This window comes from Bradyrhizobium sp. LB14.3, assembly GCF_040547985.1.
In the GTDB taxonomy this organism is placed as follows: domain Bacteria; phylum Pseudomonadota; class Alphaproteobacteria; order Rhizobiales; family Xanthobacteraceae; genus Bradyrhizobium.
On the sequence record NZ_JBEPQT010000005.1, the window covers coordinates 227,329 to 248,621 of the forward strand.

The window sequence follows — 21,293 nt, forward strand, 5'->3', positions numbered from 1 at the left end:
GGCTCTATCCTCTTGGGAAGTCCCACTGCGGAGACACCCTCACCCCAACCCTCTCCCGCAAGCGGGAGAGGGAGCGCACCGCCCCCGCGCGTCGCAACGCGCCTAGTTAGGTCAGCACGCGACACGATTTCAGGTGGAAACGCCGTTGCGCGGCGCGGCCGTATATGCGACGATCTGTAGCGCTACAAGAAAATTCGAAGCAAGGTAAGCCGCCATGGACGATCGTTTGCCCGATCTGGGCGACCTCGAGCACGAGGTCATGCAACTGGTTTGGGCCCATGGTCCTGTTACGGCCGAAATCGTGCGCGAGCGGCTGTCGCGGCGTCTGAAGGAATCCACGGTCCGCACGGTGCTGCGCCGGCTGGAAGAAAAAGGCTATGCTCGGCACACCGTGGACGGACGGACCTATGTCTACCACGCGGCTGAAGAACGCTCGCGGGTTGCAGCCAAGGCGGTGCAGCGCATCGTCGATTGGTTCTGCAACGGCTCGATCGAAGAGGTTCTCGTCGGCATGGTCGACAATGCGATGCTCGACCAGCAGCAATTGCGCACGCTGGCCGATCAGGTAGCCAAGGCGAAGAAGGCGAGGGGAGTGAAGAAAGAATGATCGCAACTCTGGCGGAGGCGGCGCTGCGCTCCCTTATGCTGGGAGGCGTCGTCTGGTTCGGCCTCAATCTTTTTCGGGTGCGCAATCCGCACGTCCACATGACGGCATGGGTCGTCGTGCTGCTGGCGTCGCTTGCGATGCCCTTCGTGATGCATTGGCCGACGCTCACGATTACCCGGCTGCCCTTGCCGGTATCCATGCCGGATGATTTTCTGCCGGCCGACATGTCGACGCTGGAGATGCCGCAGCCGACACCTCCGGTCGCGCCCGGTCCGGCGATTGTTCCACCGGCCAAGAGCGGGTTCTCGATCGATTGGTGGCTGGTCGCCACTATTGTCTATGCCGGCGTCGCCGGCCTGTTGCTGCTGCGGCTCGCTATCGGCCTTTGCCTGACCTGGCGTCTGGCGCGCGTCGCGAAGCCGATGAAGGGCCCGCTGATGATCGACGCTGATGTGCGCGTCAGCTGCGACGTTGGTGGTCCCGTTACCTTCGGCTCGACCATTCTGGTGCCGCCGCAATTTTCCGGCTGGGACGCGAAGAAGCGGCTCGCGGTGCTCGCGCACGAGGGCGCGCACGTCGCCAACCGCGATTTCTACGTTCTCTTGCTCGCGTCCCTCAACCGCGCGGTGTTCTGGTTCAGCCCGTTCTCGTGGTGGCAGCTCGCGCACCTCGCCGAGCTCGCCGAGATCATCAGCGACGCTGAGGCGATCGAGGTGATCGACGACCGGCTGTCCTATGCGGAAATCCTGCTTGAGTTTGCAAGCACCGTAAGACCGCGACCGGTCGAGCTTGCGATGGCGCGGGCCTCGACCGTGCGCGCCCGCGTCGAGCGCATTATCGCGGCCGCCGCCATGCCCGTCGCAGTCGGCTGGCGCAAGCGGCTTTGGATTGCGGCCGCGATCGTACCGGCCGTGATCGTATCCGCCGGCATGATCGCCTATCGGACGCCGGACCCGGCGCCCCTCGCCGCGGATACCGGCGAGGTGCCGGCCCAGCATTACCGTCCCTTCGTCAATTTCTATGCCATGGGCCCGGCTTCGGTGTTCGCGATCTTCCGGGACGGTGACGAGCTTTACGGCCAGCTCACCGGGCAGCGCAAATTGCGCCTGACTGTCGGGAGCGACGGTACCGCGTCCTACGCGGCCTCCTCCGGCGAGATCACGTTCCCGCTCGATGCCGAGCGTCGTTCGGCCGAACTGATGCTGCGCATGAACGGCCGCGACATACGCGCGGTTCGCGTCGCCGAGATGCCGACGGCGGCGGCCGATTCCGCATCGCTCGATCAATATGTCGGCTGGTACAGGGTCGCGCCGAACCGCGTGCTCACGGTGCGCCGCGACGGCGACCGGCTCCAGGTTCATGAAACCGTGCAGGGCCGGGCGGCGCTCCTCGCCGAAGGTGCCGACGTCTTCTCGATCCATGGCGACAATCTCCTGATTTTCCTGCGCGACGACCAAGCCAAGGTCTCGCGCGTGCTGGTCCAGAACGCAGTCTTCGGCGCCCGTCTCGCGCCGCGGATCGATGCGGCGCTGGCGCAGGCGATCGAGGCCGACTTCGCGCGTCGTGTCGCGGAAGTCCCGGATCGTTTCCGCGAGCAGGTTCCGGTCGCGGGCGGCAAGGACATGATCCTGCGCGGGATCGAGGATCTGCGCCTTGGGACGCCGAACTACGACCGCATGAGCGCGCCGCTCGCGGCCAAGGTCCACCGGCAGCTCAGTGAAATGCACGCGACGTTACTCGCGCTCGGCGGGCTGGAGTCGATTTTCTTCCGCGGCGTCGGGCCCGGCGGCTACGACATCTATGGCGCCAAGTTCGAGAACGGCACGGCCGAATTCCGCCTGTTGCTCGAACCCGATGGCAAGGCCGGCGATGTCATCTTCCGGGCCGACGGCAATGACGAGCTCGGCGGCATCGTGCCTTGCTCGGAGGAGGCGAACGTGCGCGGTCGTGCCGGCACCTCGCCGATCAGAATTCTGGTCTACAACGAGATGGGCGACGACATCCAGGTCTTCAATCTCGGTGCCGACGGCAACCGCAAGACGCAGAGTGTGGTCAGGCCCAACATGAGCTGGGCTGCCACGACCACCGTGAACAATCCCTGGGTGATCGCCGACAAGTCGGGGCGGTGTCTCGAGGTCCTGATGCCGGGCCGGCAGACGCGCTTCCACAATGTTGAGGCTTCGAACATCGGCGCAAAGCCGGGACGCGCCGCGCGCCGTGCCGTTCCGATCGCCAATGGCGAGGAGATGCTGCGCCGCTACATCGAGGGCGTCGGCAAGGGACAGCCGGACTATGAAGGCATGACGTCGGAAGTGGCCGACATCACGCGTCAGCAGCTTCCGTTCGATCAGGCGATTCTGACGCGGCTCGGTGCGTTGCGTGCGGTCTCCTTCCGCGGCGTCACCGCGCTCGACAGCGACATCTATGTCGCCCAGTTCGCCAACGGTTCGGCGGAATGGCGCATCGGTGTCAGGAACGGCACGATCACCAAGATCGCGCTTGGGCCGAATTTCTAGGACCGCTGCCGGTCTGCCGGACCGGAGGCCTCGGACGTCTTGAGGGCGAGGTCTCAATCTCAGCTTGCGAGTCTATCCTGCGAATGCTACGATATGTAGCATTACGGTTCGTAGCTTCGTGCGGCGCGTTGTCGGGCAGGCTAGAAGAAGCGGGCATTCGCCATGAGCAATTCTGCAAAGGCCGAAGCTGTGCTGGCGCTTCGTCGCTTCGGAATGGGGCCGCGACCGGGATCGATTGCGGCGGTCGGGACCGACCCGCGCGGCGCGCTGATCGCCGAGCTCGATCGCCCGCTTGCGCTCACCGCAGCCGCCAGCCTGCCCTCCAGTGCGAAAGCCTATCGCACCGTGGCCGACGCCAATGCGCGGCGAACGGCGCGCGCCAAGCAGGCCCAGCAGCAGGCGAAGAAGCAGCAGATCGCTGCGGCGCCGGTCATGTCGGAAGAGCAAACGCAGACGCAAGGGCCAGCGCAGGGTCAGGAGAAGGACGGGGAGATGGCAGCCAAGCAGGCGGCCGAAGCCGTTCCCGATCCCGGACGTCCCATGTATTTGCAGGAAACCAAGCTGCGGACCGAAGCCGCGCTCGGCGCCGACATCGGCTTCGCCGAGAGGCTGGTGTGGTTCTGGTCCAACCATTTCTGCGTCTCGGCCTACAAGATCCAGAGCATGTCGGGTGCTTACGAGCGCGAGGCCATTCGCGCCAATGCGCTCGGTCACTTCGTCGATCTGCTTCAGGCCGTCGAGGGCCATCCGGCGATGCTGTTCTATCTCGACAATCTCGGCTCGATGGGGGCGAACTCGATTGCCGGCATCAACCGCAGCCGCGGCCTGAACGAGAACATTGCGCGCGAAATCATGGAGCTGCATACGCTCGGCGTGCGTACCGGCTACAGCCAGGACGACGTCATCGGCTTTGCCAATGTGCTGACGGGATGGACGCTTGTTCCGCCCGGAGACAATCCCGAGCACGGTGGCGAGTTCATCTTCAATCCGCGGCTGCACGAGCCCGGCGGACAGACCGTGCTCGGCAAGCGCTACGAGCAGGACGATGCCGAGCAGGGCCGCGCCGTGCTGCGCGACCTCGCCGCGCATCCGGCAACCGCGACCCATGTCGCGACAAAACTCGCGCGCCATTTCGTGGCAGACGAACCGCCGCCGGCGCTCGTCGCGCAGATGGCAAAAACCTTTTGCGACACCGAGGGCGATCTCAAGCAGGTCGCGATCGCGCTGGTCTCGTCAGACGAAGCGTGGCGCGGGCCGCCGTCAAAACTCAAGCGTCCCGGCGAATGGGTCGTCGGCATGGTGCGCGCAACCGGCATCAGGGAAGTCGATCCCACGCGCTTCACCGGCGGCCAGGACCTGCTCGGCGAGGGACTGTGGCGCCCGTCGGCGCCCAAGGGATATCCGGATGACGAGGCAAGCTGGATCGACGGCGTTGGCCGAAGGCTCGACATCGCCAATAATTTTGCCGAGCGCGTGGCGGCCACTGCGGATCCGCAAGCCATCATCGAGGATGTCTTCGCGTCCGAGATCGCGCCCGAGGTGAAGCAGGCGGTCGGGCGTGCCGAGAGCCGGCAGCAGGCGCTGGCGCTGCTGTTCATGTCGGCGGATTTTCTGAGGAGGTGAGTATGGGCTTCGTCAATCATTTGCCCACGCGGCGCGAGCTTCTCGTCGGTTCCGGTGCGCTGTTCGCATGGAGCCAGATGCCGCGGATTGCGCGGGCCGAAGGGCGCGATCCGCGCCTGCTGGTCATCGTGCTGCGCGGTGCGCTCGATGGTCTCGGTGCGGTCGCGCCGGTCGGCGATCCCGACTGGATCTCCTTGCGCGGCGATCGCGCGCTGGTGCTGGACGGCAAGACGCCGGCGCTGCCGCTCGATGCCTTCTTCGCGCTCAATCCGGCGATGCCGAACCTGCATCGGCTCTACAAGACCGGCAAGGCTGCGATCGTCCACGCCACCGCGACGCCCTATCGCGAGCGCTCGCATTTCGACGGCCAGGACGTGCTGGAAAGCGGGCTCGTCAAGCCCGGCATGACCAACTCGGGATGGCTCAACCGCGCGCTGCTCGCGCTGGAATCGGGCGGGCGTGTCGACCCGCGCGGCAGCCGCGCACTCGGCATTGGCTCGGTGACGCCGCTGGTGGTGCGCGGCTCGGCGCCTGTCATGACATGGGTGCCGCAGAAATTGCTGCCGGCGAGCGAGGACACGCAGAACCGCCTGCTCGATCTCTACCGGCACACCGATCCGAAGCTTGCGACCGTGCTCCAGGCCCGCATGAAGCTCGCCTCGCTCGGCGGCGCACCGGGCACGGGCGATCCGATGTCCGACGATCCGACGCTGGCGCCCGGCATCGCGCGCGTGCGCGCCTATTTTGCCGAAGCCGCCGGCACCGCCGCGCGCTATCTCGCAAAGCCCGCTGGTCCGCGTGTCGGCGCCATGGGCTTCGTCGGCTGGGACACGCACATCGCCGAAGGCGCGGCCGCGGGCCAGCTCTACAATCTGCTCGGCGCGCTCGACGGCGCATTCGCCGCGATCGAGAGCAACATGGGCGAGGCCTGGCGAGAGACGGTGGTCGCCGTCGTCACCGAGTTCGGGCGCACCGCGCGCATCAACGGGACACAGGGTACGGATCACGGCACCGGCACGGTCGCTTTCCTGATCGGCGGCGCGCTCGCCGGCGGCCGCGTGGTCGCGGACTGGCCTGGCCTGAAGCCGGCGCAACTCTTCGAGGATCGCGATCTCAAGCCGACCACGGATTTGCGCGCGGTGTTGAAGGGCCTGCTGAGGGATCATCTGCGCGTCGAGGAAAAGGTGCTGGCCGATGCGGTCTTCCCCGGCAGCGCCGATGTCAGCCCGATGGGTGGCCTCGTCGGCTGATAGCGCGGCTTTGCAACCGGATCGGGTTCGAGATGTGCACACTGACACAGCGGGAGCTCGACTTTCTCGCCAGCCTCAAGACAGGCTGGCAGTGGCTCTATCGGCGCGAACTCGCGCGGCTCCTGAAGGGTGACACCAAGCCTTCCGAGGTTCAGCCGGGGCCGCGCATCGTCTGGCACGTTGTATCGGACTTATCCCACGAGCCTGTCTCGATTCAAGGCAAGCCAGTGTGGTGGAATCGTCACAGCTAAACACGAAACGGCTGCGGCCTCCGACCCGCTTTTGTTCCGACAAGGTTCTGCCCTCATTGCCGGCCGAAACTCGGGCCGTTCGGAGGGCGCATCATGTCTCGCTTTGCACGTGCCGAAAATACCCGGATTTCGCTGGCAACCTCGTGCCGGTTGCTGCTCGCCATCGCCGGTGCGGCGTCGCTTGCGGCGTGTGCGCAATCGCCGGTCGGCCGCCAGAAGGCCGATCTGGCGGGCACCAGCCGGCAGGCCACGGTCGAGCGCCCGCACAGGGTGGCGACACTGCATCCACGGCCGATCAGCCGGGTGCGCGTCCCCGACGGAGACGCAAAGCAAACCGCCTCGCATGGCGTTGCCAGCTTCTATTCGGATACGGAGACCGCGAGCGGCGAGAGGTTCGACAAGAACGAATTGACCGCGGCCCATCCCTCCTTGCCGTTCGGCACGAAGCTGCGCGTCACCGATGTCTCCTCTGGTCGCTTCGTGACCGTCAGGATCAACGATCGCGGGCCTTATGTTCGCGGACGCGTGGTCGACATCTCTCCCTCTGCGGCTGAGGCGCTCGGCATGGTCGACAAGGGCGTCACCAATGTCCGGCTCGACGTCGTGCAATAAAGCGCGATTCTCATCGATTTCCGACGCTGTGCTTAACCGGCTGTTAGCCGCCTCTGACGCACGATCGACATCCAAACAATTCCGGACTCCAAATCGGGGCTCTTGGGGGGCGGCGTTTGAACACGATCCAGTATCTCGAAGATCAGGCCACACGCGCCGAGCGGCTCGCCAAGCGGATCACGGATACCGTGACGATCGAAAAGCTCCTGAGCTTCGCGGGCGAACGCCGCCGCGAGATCGAGGTCATCGCCGGCAAGTACCGGCGCGCCTGATTCTCATCATCCATGCGCTAAACGCATACGCCTCGCCTCCTCGTCTGAGCAATCGAAGTAACGCGCGCTCAGCTATAGCTTTCGACGAAGTCGCTGAGATAATCGGGCAGCCTCACGCCATCGATGTCGCAGCGCGCCCGAATCTCACCGGCGACGTCGGTCGAGATGTCTTTCATCCAGTGCTCGAGCGTGTTGAACGAGATGACCTGGATGGGATCGTTGAAGCAGCCGGCGACGAGCTCGCCGATGGTGGCGTCGAGATCGCTTCGCTCGATGCGGATTTCAGTCGCCTTGTCGAGGCGATCGATCACCACGAACAAGGTCTGATCTGCGCCATAGGGCACGACCTGGGCTGGCACGCCGGCTTCAAGCATGTGAAGCACTCACACCTTCGCTTCCGATCACCACTAACGGGAAAAACCGGAAGAAGGTTCCTGCTTTGTGAGAAGCTTGTCGTGTGCGTGCAGCTTCGGCGCCTGCAGGCAATCAGAGATATTCCCTGAGCCGCGATAGCTCGGTGACGTGCTCGGGCGAGAGGATATCCGTGACCAGCGACGGCTGCGCCGCCGTGTGAATTTCATAGAGATGCCTGGTCGTCGCCGGCTTCTCCATGAAAGCCGAGATGCATTCGTCCAGAGTGCCTTGGCTCACCTGATAGGAATCCCGGTCCGGCCGGCGCTGGTTCGCAAGCGAAGGCCATTTATACAGGGCCGCAGCCGCGCCAAAATCAACCTTTGAATCCGCAACCACGTCGCCCATCGCCCCACCTCACGCAACACGCACTCCATTACACGGGTGCCGCCCCACAAAACGCAGCGGCCGGGAAAAAGTTCCCGGCCGCTTTGTCGCTGTCAGCTCGCGGCGGCCGCGATTCTGGGCTCCGGGCTGGCGTGACCGTGGCTGATCTCGTCGCCGCGACCGACCTTTGGCGGAAGCCCGGCGAAGCGCCGCAACGCCTCGGCCATCTGCACCCGGCCGGAGACCCCGGTGATCACCACGTCCACCATGGCGAAGGACGAGTGGAAATGACCGCGCGCCCTAAGTTGCTCGACCGGGACGCCGGCGGCCGCCATTGCCTCGGCGTAGGCGATGCCCTCGTCGCGCAGGGGATCGAATTCGCAGGTAACGACGAAGGCCGGCGGCAGGCCCGCAACCTTGCCGCGGAGCGGCGAGACGCGCGGATCCGTGCGGTCGGCTGGCGAACAGTAGAGATCCCAGAACCAGTACATCAGCGAGCGGGTCAGGAAATAGCCGGTCGCATTGTCGTTATAGGAGGGACGATCGAATGTGCAGTCGGTGACCGGGCAGATCAGGAGCTGGCCGGCAATCTCCGGGCCGCCGCGATCGCGTGCGAGCTGACAAGTGACGGCGGCGATGTTGCCGCCGGCGCTCCAGCCTGCGACCAGCACCGGGCCCGGCTTGCCGCCGAGCTCGGCGGCGTGCTCGGCGATCCAGCGCGTCGCTGCATAGCCGTCTTCGGCTGCGGCCGGGAAACGATGCTCGGGCGCATGACGATAGCCGACGCTGACGAGCATCATGCCGGTCCGCCGCACCATGTCGCGGCAGAACGGATCGTCCGACTGCTCGTCGCCGAGCACCCAGCCGCCGCCGTGGAAATAGACCACGACCGGATGCGGCCCCGGCGTCGCCGGCCGGTACACGCGGTAAGACAGCGGGCCGTCGGTGCCGGGCAGGGTGCCGTCGACGATGTCGCCGATTGGCCGTCCCGCAGGCCGGCCCTTGTTGAACTCGTCGACGAAGGCGCGGGCACCGATCGCGCCCATCGACTCGATCTGCGGCAGATTCAGCGACGCCAACAGGTTCAGCACCAGCCGCACATCCGGCTGCAGGCGCACCACTTCGCCGTCATTGCATTGCGCGGCAACGTTGGGGCCGGTCAGCTTGAAGCCGAGCATGCCGCGGCTCGTGACCTCGTCGCAGATGCTGCGATAGGGGCCGACGCCGCCGGTATAAGGCATCAGGCCCTGCACCTTGCCGGGCACGTTGGCGCCCGTGTACCAGGTGTTGGCGAGCCGGTGCAGCGTCACCATCGAGCAGTCGGCCATGTGCCGGCCCCAGCCGGCCTGCGCCGTCTCGGTCGGCTCGATCGTGGTGAAGCCGGCGTCGCGCAATGCCTTGAGCCGGTCGACAACCCAGTCCACATGCTGCTCGATCGACACCGCCATGTTCGACAGCACCGACGGGCTGCCGGGGCCGGTGATCATGAAGAAGTTCGGAAAGCCCTCGACAGTGAGCCCGAGATAGGACTGCGGTCCCTGTGCCCAGACATCGGTGAGCGATTTGCCGCCACGTCCGGTGATCGGATGCACGGCGCGGATCGCGCCGGTCATGGCGTCGAAACCGGTCGCGAACACGATGACATCGACGTCGACGCTGCGCTTGGCCGTCGTGATGCCGCTTGCGGTGATCGCCTTGATCGGCTCCTGGCGCAGATTGACCAGCGTGACGTTCGGCCGGTTGTAGGTCGCGTAGTAGTTGGTATCGAGGCAGGGGCGTTTTGCGCCGAAGGGATGATCGTGGGGCATCAGTGCCGCCGCCGTCTCCGGATCCTTCACGGCAGCGCCGATCTTCTCGCGGATCAGCTCGCCGATCAACGCATTGCCATCGACATCCACGCCCTGGTCGGCCCAGAGCTGGGTCAGGATGTGGACGAGGTCGCCCGCGGCCCAGGCGCGTTCGAAGCGCTCGCGACGCTCGGCATCGCTCAACTGCCAACTTACCACCGTCTGCTGCGGATATGGCACGCCCGTCATCGACAAGCGTGCTTGATCGCGATATGCGGCGGGGTCGCTTTCGAAGAAGGTCTTGCGATCTTCCGGCGCCGGACCGTTACCCGCCGGCAGCGCGAAATTCGGCGTGCGCTGGAATACGGTCAGATGCGCGGCCTGCTCGGCGATCAGCGGGATCGACTGGATGGCCGATGAGCCCGTGCCGATCACGGCGACGCGCTTGCCGGCGAGATTGACGCCGTCATGCGGCCAGCGTCCGGTGAAATACACCTCGCCGCCAAAATCCTTGACGCCGTCGATCTCGGGCGGCTTTGGCGCGGAAAGGCAGCCAGTGGCCATGATGTAATGGCGGCAGGAGACCGGTGCGCCATTGTCGGTGGTGAGCTGCCAGCGTTCGGTCGCTTCGTCCCATTTGGCTTCGGTCACCTTGGTCTTGAAGCGGATGTCGCGCCTGAGATCGTAGCGGTCGGCGACGAAGCCGAGATAGCGCAAGATCTCGGGTTGGGCAGCGTATTTTTCCGACCAGGTCCAGGCCTTGTCGAGTTCCGGATCGAACGTGTAGCTGTAATCGATGGTCTGGATATCGCAGCGCGCGCCGGGATAACGGTTCCAGTACCAGGTGCCGCCGACATCGCCGGCTTCTTCGAGGGCGACCGCCGTGAGGCCGGCCTTGCGCAGCCGATGGAGAAGATAGAGGCCGGCAAACCCGGCCCCCACCACGGCAACATCGACCTGCTGACTGGCTCCGCGACCCGCGTCAGAGGCACGTGCAGCAACCATTGCGTCAGGCATGGTATTTCCTCCCGTATGTTTTGTTTTGCCGGCAGGCTATCGCCGCAGGCTCGGCTTGTCATCAGAGCAAGTGCAATCTTCGGTAGCTGTTTGCGGCGTCATCATGGCCGCGCGAACCTTGCTTCAATGCACGCATCGCGATGCACAATGGCCGTGATTACCCGGGCTAATCATGGATGATCCGTCTGTGTATGCTTGCGGCTACAAGCCACGCATACCCAGGGCGTCATGACAGAGTTGAGTGAGCGAACCAGAGCGAACATGGACGTCGTCCTGGAGGAGACGTGCCGTCAACTGCCGCATGGCGGCGATCACGACAGCCGCAGGTTCATCGCCCAGCGCCTGATCGAGGCGGCGCAGTCAGGCCACTCCACGCTCGGTGAATTCGGCATCATCGCACGGCACGCACTGGCTGAGCTTATCGCCAAGGGTAGCTAGGCGCCGCCGCGGCGCTTGCCTCGCTATGGACGACGGACATAACCTGACCGAACCCTTCCGCGCATCGAGATGCTCCGAAGATGCGGTCCGTGTTCGCGCTTTTTGCGGCTTCTGTCATCCTCTGTTGCAACGGCTCGGCCGTGGCCCAGCCGGTCGGCCAATTTCCGTTCGCGCTGACGCGTGAAGGACAGATGCTTGGCGCCGTCGAAGGCGAGGTGGCGTCGTTCAAGGGGCTGGCCTATGCGGCCGCGCCGATCGGGCCGCTGCGCTGGCGTCCGCCGCAGGCAACGGCCGAGAGTTCGGAGATGCGCACGGCCTACAAGTACGGCGCGCCGTGCCTTCAGCCGTCGCTGCCGGGCGCGAGCGAGGATTGCCTCACGCTGAACGTGTTTCGTCCGTTCGGGGTCGATGGCCCGCTGCCGGTGATGCTATTCATCCACGGCGGCGCTTTCGTCCGCGGCACCGCGAACGATCCGCTGTTCGACGGCGGCAGGCTGGCGCAGGCCGGCCTCATCGTGGTGACCGTGAATTTTCGCCTGGGCGCGCTCGGCTGGCTCACTGAGCCCGCGCTGTCGGAAGGCGGCTCCGGCAATTACGGCCTGATGGACCAGATCGCCGCATTGCATTGGGTGCACGACAACATCGCGGCCTTCGGTGGCGATCCGAACAACGTCACCTTGTTTGGCAGCGGCGCAGGCGCGACCTCGATCGCGCTCTTGATGCTGTGTGCGCAATCGCGCGCTCTCTTTCAGAAAGCCATTCTGCAATCGGTCCCTGGCCGTGCGCGGCTGCGCTCGGCGCAAGAGGCCGAGATTGTGGGCCGGCAATTCGTCGCGGCGCTTGGTCAACAGGCTGATTTGCGCGCAGCCGAACCGCGACGCCTGATTGCCGCCGAAAAACATCTGCTGGAAAAATCGCCGCGCAGTTTTGCGCCGATGATCGACGGACGTCTGGTGAACGAGGAGATCGCCGCAGGCTTCGCGGCCGGACGTGAGGCCCGCATTCCCATGATCATCGGTTCGAACGATGACGAGACGGGTTTCGACAGCGAGCTCGATATCCGGGAGGAGCTGGCATCGTCAGGCATCACCAGCGACGAACTGCGCAAGCTCTATCCCGACCTCGCCAAACCTTCGGACCGCGCGGCAAGGTTCTACACCGACAAGGTTTTCTCGGAGCCGGTGAGACTGCTGGCGCGGCTGCATGCCGCAAGCGGCGCGCCGACCTTCCGCTATCGCTTCGCCTATGTGCCGGAGGCACGGCGCGCCAACCCCGAAGGCGGTCACGGGCGGGAATTGCAGTTCATCTTCGGCGCAGAAGGCATGCCGGGTGCGGGCATCTTGTCACGAGGCGATCGCGAGGTCGCAAGCCGCATGCGCGCCTACTGGATCAACTTCGCCAAGAGCGGCGATCCCAACGGTCCCGACCTGCCGCAATGGGACGCTGCGGCAGGCAGCGATCGCCTGCTGCTGATCACGAATGATCGCCTCGCGAGCGGAGACGACCCCTGGTCGGAGCGCCTGGACCGGCTCGGCCGTTAGATGAGTTGGACTTAAGCCGCGAGCTCGACGCGCGGCGCCGGGCTCAGCCGGTCTTCTTCCAGATAATCCATCGCGCCATCCCTCTCGACGGCGTAGAACTGCTGGCCTTCCCTCGACCTGTAGGCGGCGCGAACCACACCGCGGCGGCCCTTGTCACTGTTGACGACGTCCCCCAGCGCAAACTTCTTCATCTCACGTCCTTGGTCTTCTGGCCGACTCCTTCGGCCACGCCCGGATTTTGGGCGGCAAATCGTTAACGCCTTGCTAACCATACGGGTTTGCCTATGCTCGCCGCCGATCGCGCGGCTGTTACACGCGCATGCTGTCAACGAGACGAGCCCGCATCCATGACGCGATTTCCGACCCTCTTCCTGTCGCATGGCGGCGGTCCCTGGCCGTTCATGGAGGACAGGCGGGTGCAATATGCGAAGACTGCCGAGGCGTTCGGCCGGCTACCGCAGCTATTGCCGGCAAGCCCGAAGGCCGTGCTCGTCATCACCGGCCATTGGGAGGCCGAGACCTTCACGGTGACCACCTCGGCGCATCCGCCGATGGTGTACGACTATCACGGCTTTCCCGAGCACACCTATCACCTCAAATATCCGGCACCGGGCAAGCCTGAACTCGCGGCGGAAGTGAAGGCGCTGCTTGCGCGCGCCGACCTCGATTGCCGCGAGGATCCCAATCAGGGTTTCGATCACGGCACCTTCGTGCCGCTTGGCCTGATGTATCCGAATGCCGACATGCCGATCGTGCTGCTGTCGCTGAGATCGAGCTATGACGCGGCCGAGCACATCAGGGTGGGGCAGGCGATCACCTCGCTCCGGGATGAAGGCATTCTGATCGTCGGCAGCGGGCTCACCTATCACAACATGCGCGGGTTTGGCCGGGCGGAGTCGAAGCCGGTCTCGTATGATTTCGAGGCCTATCTGAACGAGGCGATCGGCAGTCCGGACTCGGCGCGCCGCAACGCGATGCTGGTTGACTGGGAGAACGCGCCGAGTGCCCGTCTCGCGCATCCGCGTGAAGATCATCTGCTGCCGCTGATGGTGGCCGCCGGCGCCGCCGGCAGCGACGCGGGCAAGCGCGTCTTCGTCGACGAGGTCGCTAACGTTGCGATGGCGTCGTATGTGTTCGGGTGAACTCGTAGGGCGGATTGCGCTTCGCTAATCCACCCTGGCATCGCGCTAGCCTCACCCGTATTTCAGCTTCATGAACAAGATGCCGCCGGCGAGCAGCATGGTGATGGCGTTGGCAGCGACCAGCGGCGCGTCGCCGGAGAGCAGGCCGTAGACGAGCCAGAGCGCGAGGCCCAGCACCATGATGAGAAACATGCCGAGCGAAATGTCGCGCGCCGAGCGGGTCTTCCAGACCTTGATGACCTGCGGCGCGTAGGCGACGGTGGTGCAGGTGGCGGCGGCAAAGCCGATCAGCTTGATCGTAAGGGGTTCCATGCCGGCTCTATAGCATGGATTCGTGGACGATCAGGCCTCAGGCGCGGCGGGACGCCATCAGCCCGCGATAAAGCGCGGCATAGTCGCCGGCACGGTTGCGCCAGGACACGTCGGTCGCGAGGCCGCCCAGTTGCAGACGGCGCCAGGTCAGCTTGTCGTGGAAGGTGGTGTTTGCCTTGCGCAGCGTGCCGGCGAGGGCATCCGCGGTCACGGGGCCGAATTTGAAGCCGGTGGCATCATGGCCCGATTTATCGGCCTCGCCGATATCGACGATGGTATCCTCGAGGCCTCCGACGCGCGAGACGATGGGCACGGCGCCATAGCGTAGCGCACAGAGCTGGGTCAGGCCGCACGGCTCGAAGCGTGACGGAACGATGAGCGCGTCCGAGCCGGCCTGGATCAGATGCGCCATGATCTCGTCGTAGCCGATCACGACCCCGATCCGGCCCGGGTTCGCGCGTGCGGCGGCCTGATAGCGTTCCTGGAGATCGCGGTCGCCGCTTCCGAGCAGCGCGAGCTGCATGCCTTCGCTCAGGATGGTCGGAATGGCCTCGAGCAGGAGATCGAGCCCCTTCTGCCACGACAGGCGGCTGATGACGCCGAGCAATGGCGTCTCGTCCGAGGAATCGAGATTGAATTGCTGCTGAAGCACCGCCTTGTTCGCGGCCCGGAAGGTGAGATCCTCTGCGCCGAAGCGGTAGGCGATGTGCGGATCGGTCTGCGGATTCCACACATCGATGTCGATGCCGTTGAGAATGCCGCTCAGAACGTTCGCACGGGAGCGAAGCAAGCCGCCGAACCCCATGCCGCCCTCGTCGCTCTGGATCTCCCGCGCATAGGTCGGCGAGACCGTGGTGACGCGATCGGCGAATTGCAGGCCTGCCTTCAAAAAACTGATGCCGCCGAAATATTCGAGGTCGTCGATGCCGAGGGCGTGCCAGGGCAGGCCAATCGAACCGATCAGCTCGGGAGCGAACTTGCCCTGATAGGCCATGTTGTGGATGGTCATCACGGTGCCGGGCCGCGGTCGGCTGTCATAGTGCAGATAGGCCGGCGCGAGCCCGGCCTGCCAGTCATGGGCGTGCACGACGTCGGGCACGAAGGCGGGAACGAGACCGTGGCCGATATCGGCGGCGATGCGCGACAGCGCCGCGAAGCGCACGCCATTGTCCGGCCAGTCGACGCCCTCGGCGGTGACGTAGGGATTGCCCGGCCGCGCGTAGAGATGCGGCACGTCGAGCACGAACAGATCGAGCCCGTCATGCGAGCCCGCGAGCAGGCGTCCGGGACCACCGAAATAATCCGGCCAGCGCCGGATCTCGTCGGCTCCCCCGAGCATCCGCATCACATCGGGATAGCCCGGCATCAGCGTGCGCATCTCGACGCCATGAGCTTTCAGCGCGAGCGGCAGCGCGCCCGCGACATCCGCGAGGCCGCCGGTCTTGACGATGGGATAGACTTCAGAGGCGACCGCGAGGACGCGAACAGACGTCATGTATTGAGCCTGTCCAGCATCGACTGGGTGATGAGCGAAATACCCTCTTCGGTGGTGCGGAAGCGCCTGGCGTCCAACTCGGGATCCTCGCCGACGACGAGTCCTTCCGGGATCTCGACGCCGCGGTCGATCACGACGTTCTTCAAGCGCGCGCCGCGGCCGACATTGACGTAGGGCATGATCACGGCGTTCTCGACATTGGCGTAGGAGTTGACGCGTACGCCGGTGAACAGCAGCGAGCGTCGCAGCGAGGCGCCGGAAATGATGCAGCCGCCCGAGACCAGCGAACTCACGGCCTGGCCGCGCCGGCTCTCCTCGTCGTGGACGAACTTTGCCGGTGGCGTGATCTCCGAATAGGACCAGATCGGCCAGGCGCTGTCGAACAAATCGAGCTCGGGTACCACGTCGGTGAGGTCGATATTGGCGGCCCAATAGGCGTCGACCGTGCCGACATCGCGCCAATAGGCGCGGGGGTCGCTGCCGGAGCGGACGCAGGAGGTCGAGTATTGGTGCGCCATGGCGCGGCCGTTCTTGACGAGGTAGGGGATGATGTCCTTGCCGAAATCGTGGTTGGAGTTCGGATCCTCGGCGTCGCGCTTGAGCTCCTCGAACAGGAGTTTCGCGTCGAACACGTAGATGCCCATGCTGGCGAGCGAAACGTCCGGCTTTCCCGGCATCGGCGGCGGATCTTTCGGCTTTTCCAGGAACGACTTGATCCAGCCATTCTCGTCGATATGCATGATGCCGAAGCCGGAGGATTCCGCCCGCGGCATTTCGAGGCAGCCGACGGTGACGTCGGCGCCGCTCTCGACATGCTGGCGCAGCATCACCTCGTAATCCATTTTATAGACATGGTCGCCGGCGAGAACCACGATGAAGCGGCAGGCGTGGGATTCGATGATGTCGATGTTTTGGTAGACCGCATCCGCCGTGCCGACATACCACATGTTCTCGGAGACGCGCTGGCTGGCCGGGAGAATGTCGAAGCTCTCGTTGCGCTCGGGACGGAAGAAGTTCCAACCCATCTGAAGGTGCCGGATCAGGCTGTGCGCCTTGTACTGGGTGGCGACTGCGATGCGGCGGATGCCCGAGTTCACCGCGTTCGACAGCGCGAAATCGATGATGCGGGACTTTCCGCCGAAATAGACCGCAGGCTTGGCGCGCCGGTCGGTCAGCTCCAGGAGCCGGCTGCCGCGTCCGCCGGCCAGGACGAACGCCAGGGCCTGACGGGCAAGCGGCTCGGGTCTCGCGGCACTCATGTCATCCTCCCACAACTCTGGCGCTCGCCAGAAGCCTCCCGGCCGCGCACTTCGGAACCGATAGTAACGGCACGAATAGTCAATCGGGAAGGTGGTTGTTGGTTGCGAATGCGCGGGAAGCTTAATGCTTTGCCGGGTCTGCGGCCTCCGGTCTGATGACAATTGAGGCATGCCATCTTGTGCGGTGCACGCAATTGGAGGCGCGACTTTTGAGCCTTTGACTTGGCGCAAGGATGCCCGATCATGCGACCGCGATCCTCTTCCGAGCGAAACGTCAAACAGGGAGTGAGGCGATGAGTATCTGGAAACTGACAATTGCCTATTCGCTGGCGGGTGCGGTGACGGCCGGCCAGGTCGAGCAGGCGGCAGCAGCTCCGCTGCCGACCAATGTCGCGACCATGAAGGCCGCGGTCGGCGATGATGTTACGCAGGTGTACTGGCGCGGCCGAGGTTTTGGATGGGGTATTGGCGGCCTCGCAGCCGGCGCGATCATCGGCAGCGCCATCGCCAGCAGCGCGCCTTATGGCTATGGATATGGCGGCGGCCCATACCATGGGGGCGGCTATGGATATCCGGGGCCGGGCTACGGTTATGCGCCCGTCTATTATGGCGGCGGCTACGGATCGGGTTACGCATATGGTCCGGGTTACGGTTATGGCGGCTACTACGCGCGTCCACGCTACTACGACTATCGCGCCTATCGTCCATATTACGGTCCGCGCTACGGCTACTACCGGCCGTACCGGGCCTATCATCGCGGATATTGGTGATCGATCAAACGGGCGGAGCGCCTCGCTGCAGCGCGACGATGCTGAAGAGGTTTGAGGGCCGCTGTACGCAAGCGGTCCGATCGGCTTGCGCGCGTTGAACCCGGTGATGCGGCACTACGAGCCGGCCATGCCCGCCCGCGACAATCCCGATGCAGATCGCGACGATGATCGCGATCTCGATGCACCACTCGAGCGGTCCCGAGGTCATGGCAGCGCGATGGTGTTGGTGAGATCGGGCCCGGACAGGCCCGGGCCGCCGCACGCAAGATAGATGGCGACGAGAAAGATGCGGCTGAGGACGGTGACGCTCAATATGACCCTGACGTCGTAATGGCGAATGGCAAAAGCGAGAGGCGAGATCGCCAGGTGTTTTAAAATGCTCATGGCCAACTCCTTGCCGGAATTCAGGCATCGACTGCCTGTCGACTGAAATGACAGCGTGATGAAAAGGCCGTCCGACGCCTTGCCGGCGTCTCTGAAGTGGACAGGCCAATGCTAGTGCCGGCGCAGGGCGCAGGTCTTTAGCGCGCCCTTACATTTGGCTGAGCTTTCCCTTAAGATCGGGGAGCATCCGGGGGTTGGAGCCGTGCGTAGAGACGCGCTTGCCTTTGGTGAATTCCGCCTCGACCGGGCCAACGCGCTATTGTGGCGAGGCGGGGAGCGGATCGCGCTGGCGCCGAAGCCGTTCGAGGTTCTTTGCTATCTTGTCGGTCGGCCCGGTGCGCTCGTCACCAAGGAAGAGTTGCTCGACGCGGTCTGGTCCGATCTGCACGTCAGCGAGTCGAGCCTCGCCGTTGCCGTGAACACGCTGCGCTCGGTGCTCGGCGACGACAGGCAGTCCCCCAACTACATCGAGACGGTGACGCGGCGCGGCTATCGCTTCATTGCGCCGGTCGCGACCGCCGAATTGCCTGCGATCGAGCGGCCAGCCGAAGAGGAGGCGGCTTCCGCCACGGAGCAGGTCGTCGATCGACGCCGGCACTGGAGGGTGGGCCGCACTGGGGCACTCGAGACGCTGGACAAGGCGTTGCAACTCGCTCGTACCGGACAGCGTCAGATCGTCTTCATCACCGGCGAGGCCGGAATCGGCAAGACCACCCTCTTGCAAATGACGCTCGACAGGATGAACCAGCAGGGACTCGGCGTGCTGCACTGTAGCTGCAACGAGTTGTTCGGCACTCATGAGGCCTTTCTTCCGCTGATCGGAGCGCTGAACGAGTGCTGCCGTCGAACCGATGGAGCATCGCTGCTGACTTCCATACGCGAGCACGCGCCGACCTGGCTCGCGCAAATGCCCGGATTCCTCGGCGAAGCAGACCGGGCCGCATTCCAGCATGAGGTCTTTGGCGCAACCCGGGAGCGCATGCTGCGCGAATTTGCCGATCTCATGGAACATCTCGCCGTCAGGCGACCATGGGTGATCATCCTGGAAGATCTGCATTGGAGCGACGTTGCCACCGTGGATGTGCTCTCCCGGCTTGCGCGCCGGGATCGGAGGGCGGCTATCCTCGTGCTGGCCACCTATCGGCCGATGGAAGTCGCCGTCGGCGGACATCCTATCCGTGCCGTTCACCAGGACTTGCGGATTCACGGACACGCCACCGAGCTCGCGCTCGATCGACTAACCGGCGTCGACGTCGAACGTTATCTTTCCCTGCGCTTCAACTCGGCCGATTTTGCCAGAGAGCTGGTCGAGCGCATCTTCGCGCGAACCGGCGGGCATCCTCTGTTCGTGTCGTCTCTCCTCGATCATCTCGTGGCGCAAGGCGCGCTTGTCGAGCACGAATTGGGCTGGCGGCTGGTCAGCGAAGACGCGGCCTCGCATGACAGCATGCCGCGCGATCTGGAAGGAATGATCAAGCAGCAGATTGATCACCTCACCGTGGACGAGCGCAGCTTGCTCGAGGTCGCCAGTGCGGCCGGAGCTGAGTTTTCTGCGCTCCATATCGCCGGTGCGCTGGACCGTCCCGTGCTGGATGTCGAGCAGATGTGCGAGGACCTGGCGCGGACTGATCGCATTATCGTCGTTGCCGGCATGACTGAGTGGCCGAGCGGAGGTGTCTCCGGTCGCTATGCGTTCCAGCACGCGCTCTACCAGGAGATCCTCTACCAGCGGCTCGCCCCGGCGCGCCGCACGAAAACCCATGCGCTACTTGGGGCGGAGCTCGAGCAGGGCTATGGGCCGCAGGCTACGGAGATCGCCGCCGTTCTCGCGCGCCACTTCGAACTGGGCCGCGATTTCCCGAAAGCGATGCATTATCTGGGCGCGGCCGCCGAGGGCTCGGCGCGAAGGTTCAGCACACGCGAGGCCGCCAATTACCTGTCCCGTGCTTTGGAACTGGTGCCGCATTTGCCGCCGGAGTTTCGGGTGACAGCACGTCTGAAGTTGCTGCTTCAGCGCGCCTGGGCCTGGCGGGCCAGTGGAGATTTTCTGAATTCCCTGCAGGATCTCAGCGCAGTCGTCGCCCACGCGGCGGAGAACGGGCACGTGCGCGAAGAGGTGAACGCACTGGTCGACCTCAGCAGATTCTGTCTTTACGTCGATCGACGCCAGAGCCTGCCTGTTGCGGAACAGGCTCTTGTAAAGAGCCGGGCGATCGACGACGCCGCGTTCAGCGCTCTGGTCCAGGGGAACGTTGCCAATTTGAAGCTGATGCTCCGCGGCTGGGATCGCGAGAATGCGGACCTTGCCGAGCATGCGTCAGCACTGATCACCGGAGAACAGGATCTGAGCATGCGGCTGCGACGCTGCTCGATGGAGATGGTGCTGGAGTTCTTGCGCGCGAATTATCCGGCCTGCTGCGATGCGACGACCAGGGGCAAGGAGCTCGCCCGCCTGGTCGGTGACGTCTATCTGTTCGTACTCTATGAATCGGTCGAGGCCTTTGCCCAGATTTATCACGGTGAATGGGGGCAGGCGCAACGAAACGTCGTCTCCGCGTTGGCCATCTCGGAGCGAAATGCAAATCCGCAGGCCGTCGCGCTGTGTCATCTCGCGATCGGATGGCTGTATTCCGAGGCCGAGGAATATGGGAGCGCGTCACGGCGTGCGGAGGATGCGCTCGGCCCGATGATCGAGGCCAATCCGTTCACCTTCTTCGTTGGCAGGAACCTGCTGGCGCGAGCTTATGTCAGGATGGGCGACCTGACTCGGGCGCGGCAGCATCTCGATGCGATGGAGCGGCGAATGGAGGTCGATCGCGTGCCGATGGAGTCGCTGGTTATCCCCCACTATCTGCTGACTTGCTGCGACTATTGGATCGCGATCGGCGATCTGGATCGCGCCCAGAGTTCGGCCAGCCAGTTTCATGAGGTGACGAGCGCGGCACCCGACCGCCCGTTTCTCGCGCTGTGCCACGAGGTCATGGCAAGAATTGCGATCCTGAAGCAGGATGTGCAACTCGCCGGCGAGCATTTGTCGACGGCAATTTCGATCGTCCGCCATGCCAGGTTGCCGCATGCCACCTGGCGGGTTTATCGCACGACCGCAGCGCTTTATGCGGGCCTTGGACAAACGCAAAGGGCTGCCAAGTGGCGGGACCGCTCCTGCCAGGTGATCGGATCGCTGGCAGAGACGCTTGATCCCGGCGATCCGCTGCGATCGGCGTCCTTTTTCGACGCAGGCCGGGACACCCGGCTCGATAGTGCGGAACGGTGATCGGG

The 21,293-nt window shown here is 64.6% G+C and carries 19 protein-coding genes; 11 read left to right on the forward strand and 8 right to left on the reverse strand.

The genetic code is table 11. From position 1 onward, the window contains the following. The first annotated feature begins 214 nt into the window (after positions 1-214). The 6 genes from ABIB00_RS13645 to ABIB00_RS13670 all read left to right on the forward strand — a co-directional run bounded on the left by ABIB00_RS13645 (position 215) and on the right by ABIB00_RS13670 (position 7,131). The gene (locus tag ABIB00_RS13645) at positions 215-607 is read left to right on the forward strand and encodes a BlaI/MecI/CopY family transcriptional regulator (RefSeq protein ID WP_247341405.1); all 393 of its coding nucleotides are present in this window, start codon (positions 215-217) and stop codon (positions 605-607) included. Further along, positions 604-3,123, forward strand: a complete 2,520-nt coding sequence (locus tag ABIB00_RS13650; protein WP_354104688.1) for a M56 family metallopeptidase — start codon at positions 604-606, stop codon at positions 3,121-3,123. The genes ABIB00_RS13645 and ABIB00_RS13650 overlap by 4 nt, the downstream gene beginning before the upstream one ends. A 162-nt stretch (positions 3,124-3,285) precedes the next feature. Continuing rightward, positions 3,286-4,746, forward strand: a complete 1,461-nt coding sequence (locus tag ABIB00_RS13655) for a DUF1800 domain-containing protein (RefSeq protein ID WP_354104689.1) — start codon at positions 3,286-3,288, stop codon at positions 4,744-4,746. A 2-nt stretch (positions 4,747-4,748) separates the two neighbouring features. Further along, entirely contained in the window at positions 4,749-5,996 is a 1,248-nt protein-coding gene (locus ABIB00_RS13660) for a DUF1501 domain-containing protein (RefSeq protein WP_354104690.1), read from the forward strand. 344 nt (positions 5,997-6,340) lie between these two features. Continuing rightward, positions 6,341-6,859, forward strand: a complete 519-nt coding sequence (locus ABIB00_RS13665; RefSeq protein WP_354104691.1) for a septal ring lytic transglycosylase RlpA family protein — start codon at positions 6,341-6,343, stop codon at positions 6,857-6,859. 116 nt (positions 6,860-6,975) lie between these two features. Then, the gene (locus tag ABIB00_RS13670) at positions 6,976-7,131 is read left to right on the forward strand and encodes a hypothetical protein (protein WP_247341420.1); all 156 of its coding nucleotides are present in this window, start codon (positions 6,976-6,978) and stop codon (positions 7,129-7,131) included. A 68-nt stretch (positions 7,132-7,199) separates the two neighbouring features. On the opposite strand, the gene ABIB00_RS13675 is transcribed toward ABIB00_RS13670, so the two are convergent. The 3 genes from ABIB00_RS13675 to ABIB00_RS13685 all read right to left on the reverse strand — a co-directional run bounded on the left by ABIB00_RS13675 (position 7,200) and on the right by ABIB00_RS13685 (position 10,673). Next, a complete protein-coding gene (locus ABIB00_RS13675; protein ID WP_247341423.1) occupies positions 7,200-7,505 on the reverse strand; it encodes a hypothetical protein in 306 nt (101 codons plus the stop codon). 112 nt (positions 7,506-7,617) lie between these two features. Next, complete coding sequence (locus ABIB00_RS13680; RefSeq protein ID WP_247442320.1) at positions 7,618-7,890, reverse strand: hypothetical protein; 273 nt, start codon at positions 7,888-7,890, stop codon at positions 7,618-7,620. Between the two features lie 92 nt (positions 7,891-7,982). After that, on the reverse strand, positions 7,983-10,673 hold the full coding sequence (locus ABIB00_RS13685; protein WP_354104692.1) for a flavin-containing monooxygenase: 2,691 nt from the start codon (positions 10,671-10,673) through the stop codon (positions 7,983-7,985). A gap of 261 nt (positions 10,674-10,934) precedes the next feature. Between ABIB00_RS13685 and ABIB00_RS13690 the strand changes: the two genes are divergently transcribed. Beyond that, positions 10,935-11,111, forward strand: coding sequence for a hypothetical protein (locus ABIB00_RS13690; protein WP_354104693.1), 177 nt, complete (start codon positions 10,935-10,937; stop codon positions 11,109-11,111). 80 nt (positions 11,112-11,191) lie between these two features. After that, entirely contained in the window at positions 11,192-12,652 is a 1,461-nt protein-coding gene (locus ABIB00_RS13695; RefSeq protein WP_354104694.1) for a carboxylesterase/lipase family protein, read from the forward strand. Between the two features lie 11 nt (positions 12,653-12,663). On the opposite strand, the gene ABIB00_RS13700 is transcribed toward ABIB00_RS13695, so the two are convergent. Beyond that, on the reverse strand, positions 12,664-12,843 hold the full coding sequence (locus tag ABIB00_RS13700; RefSeq protein WP_247329577.1) for a hypothetical protein: 180 nt from the start codon (positions 12,841-12,843) through the stop codon (positions 12,664-12,666). Between the two features lie 156 nt (positions 12,844-12,999). Here ABIB00_RS13700 and ABIB00_RS13705 point away from each other — a divergent pair, with 156 nt between their 5' ends. After that, a complete protein-coding gene (locus ABIB00_RS13705) occupies positions 13,000-13,794 on the forward strand; it encodes a DODA-type extradiol aromatic ring-opening family dioxygenase (protein WP_354104695.1) in 795 nt (264 codons plus the stop codon). 51 nt (positions 13,795-13,845) lie between these two features. Here ABIB00_RS13705 and ABIB00_RS13710 read toward each other — a convergent pair whose 3' ends face one another. The 3 genes from ABIB00_RS13710 to glgC are packed head-to-tail and all read right to left on the reverse strand — an operon-like array spanning position 13,846 to position 16,860. Then, the gene (locus ABIB00_RS13710; protein ID WP_247341438.1) at positions 13,846-14,106 is read right to left on the reverse strand and encodes a SemiSWEET transporter; all 261 of its coding nucleotides are present in this window, start codon (positions 14,104-14,106) and stop codon (positions 13,846-13,848) included. A 37-nt stretch (positions 14,107-14,143) separates the two neighbouring features. Next, on the reverse strand, positions 14,144-15,601 hold the full coding sequence (gene glgA, locus ABIB00_RS13715; protein ID WP_354104696.1) for a glycogen synthase GlgA: 1,458 nt from the start codon (positions 15,599-15,601) through the stop codon (positions 14,144-14,146). Further along, positions 15,598-16,860 (reverse strand): glucose-1-phosphate adenylyltransferase, encoded by a 1,263-nt coding sequence (gene glgC, locus ABIB00_RS13720; RefSeq protein ID WP_354104697.1) that lies wholly within the window; start codon positions 16,858-16,860, stop codon positions 15,598-15,600. Before glgC ends, glgA begins: the two co-directional genes overlap by 4 nt. Positions 16,861-17,153: 293 nt before the next feature. Here glgC and ABIB00_RS13725 point away from each other — a divergent pair, with 293 nt between their 5' ends. Next, positions 17,154-17,630 carry a hypothetical protein gene (locus ABIB00_RS13725; RefSeq protein ID WP_354104698.1) on the forward strand — a complete coding sequence of 159 codons (477 nt, stop codon included), beginning with the start codon at positions 17,154-17,156 and terminating at the stop codon, positions 17,628-17,630. A gap of 204 nt (positions 17,631-17,834) precedes the next feature. Here ABIB00_RS13725 and ABIB00_RS13730 read toward each other — a convergent pair whose 3' ends face one another. Beyond that, positions 17,835-18,014, reverse strand: a complete 180-nt coding sequence (locus ABIB00_RS13730) for a hypothetical protein (protein WP_354104699.1) — start codon at positions 18,012-18,014, stop codon at positions 17,835-17,837. A 202-nt stretch (positions 18,015-18,216) separates the two neighbouring features. On the opposite strand from ABIB00_RS13730, the gene ABIB00_RS13735 reads away from it, so the two are divergent. Then, entirely contained in the window at positions 18,217-21,288 is a 3,072-nt protein-coding gene (locus ABIB00_RS13735; protein WP_354104700.1) for an ATP-binding protein, read from the forward strand. The last annotated feature ends 5 nt before the right edge of the window (positions 21,289-21,293 follow it).